This is a genomic window from Mesorhizobium sp. M7A.F.Ca.ET.027.03.2.1 (assembly GCF_003999175.1).
In the GTDB taxonomy this organism is placed as follows: Bacteria; Pseudomonadota; Alphaproteobacteria; order Rhizobiales; family Rhizobiaceae; genus Mesorhizobium.
On the sequence record NZ_RZOM01000118.1, the window covers coordinates 1 to 9146 of the forward strand.

Here is a 9146-nt window from a genome sequence, read left to right on the forward strand (position 1 = left end):
CCGGTGCGCCTGTCAAGGCATACAAGATCTGGGCCTACGTTATTTCAGGAGTTTTTGCCTCGATCGGCGGTATTTTGCTCGCTGCCCGGCTTGGACGCGGCGACATCGCCTCGGGTAATAATCTGCTGCTCGATGCGGTCGCCGCGGCACTGATCGGCTACGCGGTGCTAGGTGCCGCCAAGCCGAACGCCTTCGGCACTGCCATCGGTGCGCTGTTCGTCGGCATCTTGCTGCAAGGTCTGACGATGATGAACGCGCCTTACTATACGCAGGATTTCGTCAAGGGCGTGGTTCTGGTCGTCGCCCTTGTCTTCACCTTTGCGCTTTCGGGCAGGGGCAGGAGGTAGCTTTCGACCGGAACAGGATTTGGGTTCAACAAGAGTGGAGGAAAACAAAGTGAGCATTACAAGAAGACTTCTGGGGAAGGTGGCGCTCGGATTGGCCGGCGCAACCATGCTGATGCAGGTCCCGGCTTTTGCCGCGGACAAGCCGGCGCCTTTCGACAAGCCTGGCGTGAAGATCGCGCTGGTGCGCTATCTCTCGACCGGTGACTTCTTCCAGGCCTATCTCTCGGGCGTCGAGGCGCAGTCGAAGGCGCTCGGCATCGACCTGCGTGTCCTCGACAGCCGCCAGGATGCCGCCCTTCAGTCCGACATGGTCGATCAGGCCATCGCGCTTGGCGTGCAGGGCATCATCATCCAGCACGGCCTGACGGAATCGATGAAGGACGCCGCACAGCGTGCGGTCGACGCCGGCATCAAGGTGGTGGCCTTCGACGTCAATGTCGAGAATCCCAAGATCCCGCAGATCGAACAGTCCGACCGCGACCTGGCGCGCCTCGCGCTCGAGCAGGCTGTCAAGGACAATGGCGAAAGCTGGAATGCCGGCTATGTCTATGTCGCCGGCATCGCGCCGCTCGACCGCCGCAACGAGACCTGGGTCGACGTCAAGAAGAAGTATGCCGGCATCAAGGAAGTCGCGATGTTCGGCACGCTCGACAATCCGATCGCCAACTCCGTCGCCAACCAGGCGCGTTCGGTGCTGACGGCGCATCCCGACATCAAGGTGATGTTCGCTCCCTATGACGAATTCGCCAAGGGCGTGAAGATCGCCGTCGACGAAGCGGGCTTGAACAAGGGCATCAAGATCTATTCGGCCGATATCTCGACGTCCGATATCGCTGCGATGCGTGAGCCCGACAGCGCCTGGGCCGCGACCGCCGCGACCAACCCGGCCGTCGTCGGCCAGGTCTCGGTGCGTGCGCTGGCGCAGCTGCTGGCCGGTGAAGATCCGGGCCACAACGTCGTCGTGCCGCCGACACTGATCACCCAGAAGGACCTCATCGACAAGGACATCAAGAACATGGAAGACCTGTCGGCCAAGCTGCCGCAGTTCGCCCATGCCGATGTCGCGATGCCGGCCTGGATGCCGAACCCGAACGCCAAGTAGGTTTCGCTATCGAAGGCCGCCTGCAGCCGCTTGCTGCAGGCGGCCTTTTTGCTGAATATCTGCAGCCGGCGCCAGGCTCCGGCCCAAGGTACGGTGCTTATATGGAAGTCCAGGCGGCAATCGAGGAAGACCTGTCCGGCGCCGTCGCCGGAACCTTGTTTCGATGCCCGCAGGCCACCACCGGTGTCGTGGTGTTGGGTGGGTCGAGTGGCCGCATCGATGTCGGGCGCGCACGGCTCTTTGCAAACCAGGGTTCGTCGGCCCTTGCCCTGCGATGGTTTGGCGGTGAGGGACAGCCTCCTGGAATATGCGAAATTCCCCTCGAAACCTTCTTTGCGGCGACCGACTATCTCATTGGAACGGGATGCCACCGCATCGTCTATGTCGGCACATCCAAGGGTGCCGAGGCCGCATTGTGCGCAGCGGTCCATGATCAGCGTGTCAACGCTGTGGTCGCGATCAGCCCGTCATCGGTGGTTTGGGGAAATATCGGCGCGGGCCGGGATGGCTTCAGCTGGCCTGAACGATCCTCATGGTCGCTCGACGATATTCCCCTGCCATTCGTGCCGACAGATCCGGATTGGGCACCCAAGCAGGTGGATGGTCTGGTGTCTTACAGCGGGTTATTCGAACGCAGCATGAAAACCTTCAAGCGGGAGGCGAATGCCGCGACCATTCCCGTGGAAAAGATATCGGCCGAGATTGTGCTTGTCGCGGGTGGCGACGATGCGCTGTGGCCCTCCCTATGGTTCGCGGAAGAGATTGTCCGGCGGCGCGGCAAAGCCGGCAAGGTCACCCACCTCGTTTCATCGCCGGATGCGGGGCACCGTATTCTCTTGCCGGGGGAAACCACGCCGCGCTCGGTGTCGCATGAGCATGGCGGCAGTGACGAGGCTGATTCGAGGCTGGGAACCAGGGCCTGGAAACACATTCTAGAGTTGCTGTAGCAGGGGTTTCGCGGCGGCCGAAGGATGCTGGTCGTTCCAGAAGTCGAGCACAGTCGAGATTATTGCCTCCGGCGCGTCTTCCTGAACGAGATGTTTGGCATTTGGAACTGTGATGAACGGCGCACCGGGGATGCGGCGCGCCAGTTCTCGCCCGTCGTCGAGCGGAATCCACTCGTCGTCTTCACCCCACAGGATCGTCACAGGGCAACGTATCTCGTCGTACCGCCACTCGACCTCTCGACTGTACTTGTCGTCCATCTGTGCGATCTGACGCCAAAAAGCCTTCTGTCCCTCGTCTCCAAGCCATGGCTGCAGATAGAGCTGCATTTCGTCCGCGCGCAACGCGTTCGCGACAGAGCCGCCGATATAGGCGCGAAGCATGGCTTCATGGATATAGGCCGGCAGACCGGCAAACGCTTTCTCGTGTTCTTTTGCCGCTTGAACCAAGGGCGATCCCTGAGGGCTGATCGCGACCGGATCAATCAGCACCAGAGAGCGATAATCGAGCCCGTTGAGCAGGTGGCCGCGCAACGCGACGGAGCCGCCGAAGTCATGCGCCACGATGTCGGGCCACTCCAGCTCCCAGTGAGCGTAGAGCGCCGCGAACAACTCGTTTTGAAAGCCGCGCGACACGTCCGCGTCGGGCTTGGCGGATTGCCCGTAGCCGAGCATGTCGAAATAGTAGATCCGGCGCCGTTGCCCGAGCCAAGCTGCAATCCGCCGCCATTCCACCGACGAGAACGGGGTACCATGAAGCAAGACCGCCTGCGGCCCGTCGCCGATCGTTCCCCATGCGATCGGGTGACCCGAAAAAATAAAGCGTTCGGGCAGGGACCAGTCATCGGTTGGCATGAGGGAACTCCCGGCAACAATTTAGCTGCTTGACCTTGCTCGATCTCAATGGCCGGTCGGGTCGAAAGTTCCCAACCGCCCCTTCTCGAGCAAGCTTCGGAGTTGCACCGCACCTTTCGTCTGGACGGATCTCTACGTCAGCGCAACGCTGCCGCGATATTACCGCCGTCGACGGTCGTCACATCGGCGGTGGTGCGGTCGGCCAGCGCGTGATGCAGGAAGGCCTGCGCCACGTCCTGCGCCGTCACTTCCTGGCCGAGCAGATTGCCGGACATGTAGTCCTTCTCCGACACGCCGCGCGCGCCTGAGCGGCTGGCGATCATGGCGTCGGTCAGAAGCCCCGAGCGGATGCGGTCGGCGTTGACGGCGTTGGAGCGGATGCCATGCGCGCCATAGTCAAGCGCGTATTGCCTGGACAGGAACAGTGTCGCCGCCTTCGGCACGCCATAGGCGCCGAACTTCGGGCCGGGGTTCACCGCCTGTTTGGAGGTGTTGAACAAAAGCACGCCGCCTGTGCCCTGCTCGAGCATGATGCGCACGGCATTCTGCGCCACCGATTGGTGGGCGAAGAAATTGAGCTCGAAACTCTTGCGCAGGAGTGCGTCGTCGAGCTCGCCGATGCGGGCTTCCCAGGCGGCGCCGGCATTGGAAACCAGGATGTCGACACCGCCGAACACGGCGACTGCCCTGTCGAAGGCGGCACGCACCTGCGCCGGGTCGGTGATGTCGGCGGCGACGCCGATCGAATTGTTGCCGGCTTTCTTCGCCGCATCGGCAGCCTTTTCGGCGTCGAGATCGACGACGACGGCATGGGCGCCATTGTCGGCGAACAATTTGGCTGTCGCTGCACCGATCGCGCCGGCGCCGCCGGTGATCAGCACCACCTGGCCAGTCAGTGGCTTCGGCTTGTTGGAAGCGAGCTTGGCCTGTTCCAGCGACCAGTATTCCAGCGGGAACAGATCGGCCTTGGAGAGCGGGTGGAAACGGCCGACCGCCTCGGCGCCGCGCACCGCCTCGATCCACATCTCGCCGACGTCCGAGGCGATCTTCGCGTCCTTCAGCGTGCGGCCATGGCCGAACATGCCGAGGCCCGGCACCAGCGTCAGCCGCGGCATCTGGTCGAGCATGATGCGCTTGACGTCGTCGAGCGCATCATTGGTTTCGAAATAGGCGCGATAATCCTTGGCGAACGCGTCGACATGGCTCTTGATCACCGCCTTGTAGTCGCCGGCCTTGTCAGCATCGGGCGCCGGCAGCGCCATTGGGCCGGTCTTGATGCGGATCGACAGATCCGGTGTCGACACGCCGCGTCCGGCATAGTCGGCGATCTCGGCCGAATTGATGAAATCGACAATTGCCGGCGAAGTGCGGAAATCGCTGACCATGCGGTCGAAGCGGCCTTCGCCGCGCGCCACCGCCACCGCACCACGCAGCATCGGCGCGATGGACGCCGGTGTCGCGAGGCTTGCCGGCAAGGCCGCCTTTGCCGCCTTCGGCTTGCCGCTTGCGGCAATGAAGTCCTCGGCGACATTCACATAGTGGATCATCCGGTCGTAGGCCTGTTTGGCGTCGTCGCCGAAGGTGAAAATGCCGTGCTTGTCCAGGATTAGGCCTTCGACATCAGGGTCGGCGTCGAAGATGTCGGCCGCCGCCTTGGCGAGGTCGAAGCCGGGCATGATGTAAGGCACATAGCCCATCTTGGCGCCGAAAACCGTCTTCACCAGAGGTTTGGAGTCCTCCTGGTCGACGATGGCGAGGATGGCGGTCGAGTGCGTGTGGTCGACGAATTTGTGCGGCAGGAAGGCATGCAGCAGCGTCTCGACCGACGGGTTGGGCGAGGACGGATCGATGAGGTTGACGCGTTGCAGGGCAACCATGTCCTCGTCGGCCAGCCTGTTCAGCGCGCGCGCCTTGAGCAACGGCTTGAGCTTGACCGCCGGCAGGCCCTGCGGCTCGATGACGCCCATATCCCAGCCGCTGCCCTTGACGCACAGCACGTCCCACTGGTCGCCGACGAGGTCGGTTGCCGTCGTCTTGCAAGAGGTGTTGCCGCCGCCATGCAGGACCAGCCGTGGTTCGCCGCCGAGCAGCCGGGTCGTGTAGACGCGCAGCGCCAGGTCGCGGCCGACACCCTTTTTCGCGTAGTCTGCGACGAGATTTTCGGCTGCTTCGTCATTCCACAAATTCTTCATGTTCGCTTCGTCCGGTTGCTGTCTTTGTTGGTGAAACAGGATTGCCGCGACGCTTTGATGACAATGCGCCGGCAGCGGAGAGGAGGATTTCTAGGAGGCCTTTTCTATGGTGGCAGCCGCATGGTCCAGGAGCCGCTGCGCCATGTGCGCGCCGACCACCAGATGCGTGCAAAGGCCGCCGGCGATCGCCGCGAGCAGCGGTTCGAACTTGCTGTCCTCCTGCACCACCACCAACCGCCTGGTGATGGCGCGCAGCGAGGCAAGTTCGGCGGAGATCACCCGGCGGTTATAACCGCAGCCGAGCACCTTGCCTTCGGCGTCTATGATCTGCCCGGCAATCACGCCGGCAGCGCCTTGGCTACGCAAATCCGCCATTTCGTTTGGCGTCAGCGCGCCGCATTTGACCAGATGGCTGTCGGCGTCGACCGCGCCGACCGAGTATAACGCCAGGTCGCATTCGCTGACACCCGACAATTGTTCCCGGATCACCGGCTCGGCACGCAGCGCCCGCGCGAGTTCTTCCGTCGACAGCACCAGCGGCGCGTAGAAATTGAGCCCCTTGGCGTTGAGCCGCCGCGCGATTTCCATGGTGCATTGGTCGGGGCGATAGGAATAGGGCGCGCCGAGATTGCCGCAGAGCTGCACCACCGTGACATCCTGTAGATCGGCATAGGACATCACGTCGGCGATCATATAGACGGTGCGGCCCCAGGCGACGCCGATGCGGTCGCCCTTCTTGACCAGTTCGAGAAAGACGCTCGCCGCCAGCACGGCGATTTCCGTCGATGGGTCGGCAATATGATCATTCTCCGGCGCGATCCAGACGGCGTCGAGGCTCAACGCATCCTCGAGCTTGCGCGCCAGCACGTCGTCGGTGAAAAGCTGGGTCGAGGTCGAGATGTTGACGATGCCGGTCTCGCGCGCCTTGCGCAGATACATGGCGACCGAGGCACGGGAAATGTTAAGCTGGCTCGCCACCTGGTCCTGCCGCAGGCCATGGGCATAGTAGAGCCAGGCGGCCTTGTGGATGAGTTGTTCTGCCGGTCGGATCGCCATGCCGTCTCCTCGGCTGACATTATTCACGGCTCTCGACAAAAGTCAAACTGGGCAGAGGTATGCGATACTCCCGCTTACGCCGAATCTGGTTCATCATTGTGCCAAATGCGCTCTCTCGTGGCATCGTGTGTGGTGACGCGGCCCGAGCCTGTGATTAGAACGTCTGAAAGAAACCGCGGGGGGAGCATGGGATGGGCAGTCCTTACGAACAGGATCTCGACAAGAACGCGGCCAACCATCAACCGCTGACACCGCTCACCTATCTTGAGCGCGCGGCCAAGACCTATCCCGACCATGTCGCCATCATTCACGGCCGCCAGCGCATCGACTATCGCACTTTCTGGCATCGGTCGCTGAAGCTTGCCTCCGCGCTCGACAGGCGCGGCATCGGCAAGGGCGACACCGTCACCGTCATGCTGTCCAACACGCCGCCGATGCTGGAGGCGCATTTCGGCGTGCCGATGACCAAGGCGGTGCTGCATTCGCTCAACACCCGCCTCGATGCCGCGGTCATCGCCTTCCAACTCGATCATGCCGAGACCAAGGTGCTGATCGTGGACCGCGAATTCTCCGGCGTTGTCAGGCAGGCCCTGGAACTGACCGAGGTCAAGCCGCTGGTCATCGACTATGACGATCCCGAATACGCCGACGACGCGCCGTATCCGAAGGGCGAGCGGGTTGGCACGCTGGACTATGAGGCGTTTGTCGCAGGCGGCGCCGAGGATTTCGCCTGGTCGATGCCCGACGACGAGTGGGACGCCATCTCGCTCAACTACACTTCCGGAACGACAGGCAATCCGAAGGGCGTCGTCTACCACCATCGCGGTGCCGCGCTGATGGCCTACACCAACACCATTCATGCGGGCATGGCCAAGCACGCGGTCTATCTCTGGACGCTGCCGATGTTCCACTGCAATGGCTGGTGCTTTCCCTGGACGCTCGCTGTCCAGGCCGGCACCCATGTCTGCCTGCGCTGGGTGCGGCCGAAGCCGATCTACGATGCGATTGCCGATCACGGCGTCACCCATCTGTGCGGCGCCCCGGTCGTCATGTCGGTGCTGATCAATGCCAGGGAGGAGGACAAGCGCGAATTCCCGCAGACTGTCACCTTCAACACCGCGGCAGCTCCGCCACCGGAAGCGGTGCTGTCGGGGATGGCCGATGCCGGCTTTGCCGTCACCCACCTCTACGGCCTGACCGAGACCTATGGTCCGGCGGTCGTCAACGAATGGCATGGCGCCTGGGATGATCTCGAAAAGGGCGAGCGCAGTGCCAGGAAGGCGCGGCAGGGCGTGCGCTATGCGGCGCTCGAAGGCCTGACCGTCATGGACCCCGAGACGATGCGGACCACACCGGCCGATGGTGAGACCATCGGCGAGGTCATGTTCCGCGGCAACATCGTCATGAAAGGCTATTTGAAGAACCGCAAGGCGAGCGACGAGGCCTTCGCCGGCGGCTGGTTCCACTCCGGCGATCTCGGCGTCATGCACCCCGATGGCTACATCCAGTTGAAGGACCGCTCCAAGGACATCATCATCTCCGGTGGCGAGAACATTTCCTCTATCGAGATCGAGGACGCGCTCTACAAGCACCCGTCGGTTGCCTCTTGCGGCGTCGTCGCCAGGCCCGACGACAAATGGGGCGAGGTGCCTGTTGCCTATGTCGAGTTGAAGCCCGGCAAGGCCGCGACCGAAGCCGAGATCATCGATCACTGCCGCGCGCTGCTTGCCCGGTTCAAGGTGCCGAAGGCGGTCATCTTCGCCGAAATCCCGAAGACCTCGACCGGCAAGATCCAGAAATTCCGGCTGCGCGAGATGGCGAGGGGGACTTAAGCCTCGTCGCTGCTCTCCTCCAGTTACGACCTTTGCGATTAGGCAAATCCTCCGCGACTTTCGTCGGTTCCCTGTCACCATCTGTCACCATTCGTACGTGTACACCGAATCCGCATTGACAGGTCGCTCTTTTCAATTTACGAGTGACGAAAATCGAAATTCATCACTCGTAAATCGATAGAGGATCATGTCCGAAGCCGCCACCATAGTCGCCGAAGCCGCCCGACAGGAAAATGTAACGCGCATTCTCGATTGCGCCGAGCGCCTGTTCCGGCACTATGGCTACGGCAAGACCAATGTCGCCGACATCGCGCGTGAGCTCGGCATGTCGCCCGCCAACATCTACCGTTTCTTCGCCTCCAAGGTCGAAATCCACCAGGCCGTCTGCGGCCGTATGCTCGGCGCCAGCTACAAGATGGCCTACGAGATTTCGCGCCTGCCGATCAGCGCCGAGGAGCGGCTTCGGCGTTACGTGCATGCGCAATACAAGATGACGATGGAGGTCATGCTCGACGACCAGAAGGTCCACGAGATGGTCATCGTCGCCCTCGAACGGGACTGGGGTGTGATCGACAAGCATGTCGACAGCATCCACGACCTGTTTGCGGAGGTGATCCGCGACGGCATCGAGGCCGGTGAGTTCAGACAACAGGACCCGGTGACCGCGTCGCGCTGCTTCGGTGCCGCAACCGTCATCCTGTGCCATCCGCAAATGGTGGCGCAGTGCCTTGCCAAGACCAACCGGGCGATGCCCGACGATCTGATCGACTATGCGATCAGAGCTCTGAAGTAATAGCCCCCGCCAGCCGGTAGTCGAC

At 62.4% G+C, this 9146-nt stretch carries 7 protein-coding genes and 1 pseudogene; 5 read left to right on the forward strand and 3 right to left on the reverse strand.

What is annotated here, in order from left to right:
• The 3 genes and pseudogenes from EN750_RS07910 to EN750_RS07920 form a co-directional block, all read left to right on the forward strand.
• Nucleotides 1-347, forward strand: a pseudogene (locus EN750_RS07910) (ABC transporter permease); the annotation flags it as partial.
• 49 nt (nt 348-396) lie between these two features.
• Entirely contained in the window at nt 397-1449 is a 1053-nt protein-coding gene (locus tag EN750_RS07915) for a substrate-binding domain-containing protein (protein WP_023808755.1), read from the forward strand.
• A gap of 101 nt (nt 1450-1550) precedes the next feature.
• Nucleotides 1551-2396: an acyl-CoA thioester hydrolase/BAAT C-terminal domain-containing protein gene (locus EN750_RS07920; RefSeq protein WP_127396096.1), complete on the forward strand. Its 846-nt coding sequence runs from the start codon at nt 1551-1553 to the stop codon at nt 2394-2396.
• Here EN750_RS07920 and EN750_RS07925 read toward each other — a convergent pair.
• The 3 genes from EN750_RS07925 to EN750_RS07935 all read right to left on the reverse strand — a co-directional run bounded on the left by EN750_RS07925 (nt 2382) and on the right by EN750_RS07935 (nt 6496).
• Entirely contained in the window at nt 2382-3248 is an 867-nt protein-coding gene (locus EN750_RS07925; protein ID WP_127396097.1) for an alpha/beta hydrolase, read from the reverse strand. The two genes, EN750_RS07920 and EN750_RS07925, sit on opposite strands and share 15 nt — an antisense overlap.
• Nucleotides 3249-3385: 137 nt before the next feature.
• Nucleotides 3386-5440 (reverse strand): bifunctional aldolase/short-chain dehydrogenase, encoded by a 2055-nt coding sequence (locus EN750_RS07930; RefSeq protein ID WP_127396098.1) that lies wholly within the window; start codon nt 5438-5440, stop codon nt 3386-3388.
• 90 nt (nt 5441-5530) lie between these two features.
• Nucleotides 5531-6496 carry a sugar-binding transcriptional regulator gene (locus EN750_RS07935; protein ID WP_127396099.1) on the reverse strand — a complete coding sequence of 322 codons (966 nt, stop codon included), beginning with the start codon at nt 6494-6496 and terminating at the stop codon, nt 5531-5533.
• 191 nt (nt 6497-6687) lie between these two features.
• Here EN750_RS07935 and EN750_RS07940 point away from each other — a divergent pair, with 191 nt between their 5' ends.
• Nucleotides 6688-8328, forward strand: a complete 1641-nt coding sequence (locus tag EN750_RS07940) for an acyl-CoA synthetase (protein WP_127396100.1) — start codon at nt 6688-6690, stop codon at nt 8326-8328.
• Nucleotides 8329-8515: 187 nt separating this feature from the next.
• Nucleotides 8516-9121, forward strand: a complete 606-nt coding sequence (locus tag EN750_RS07945) for a TetR family transcriptional regulator (RefSeq protein ID WP_027036073.1) — start codon at nt 8516-8518, stop codon at nt 9119-9121.
• Nucleotides 9122-9146: the final 25 nt, after the last annotated feature.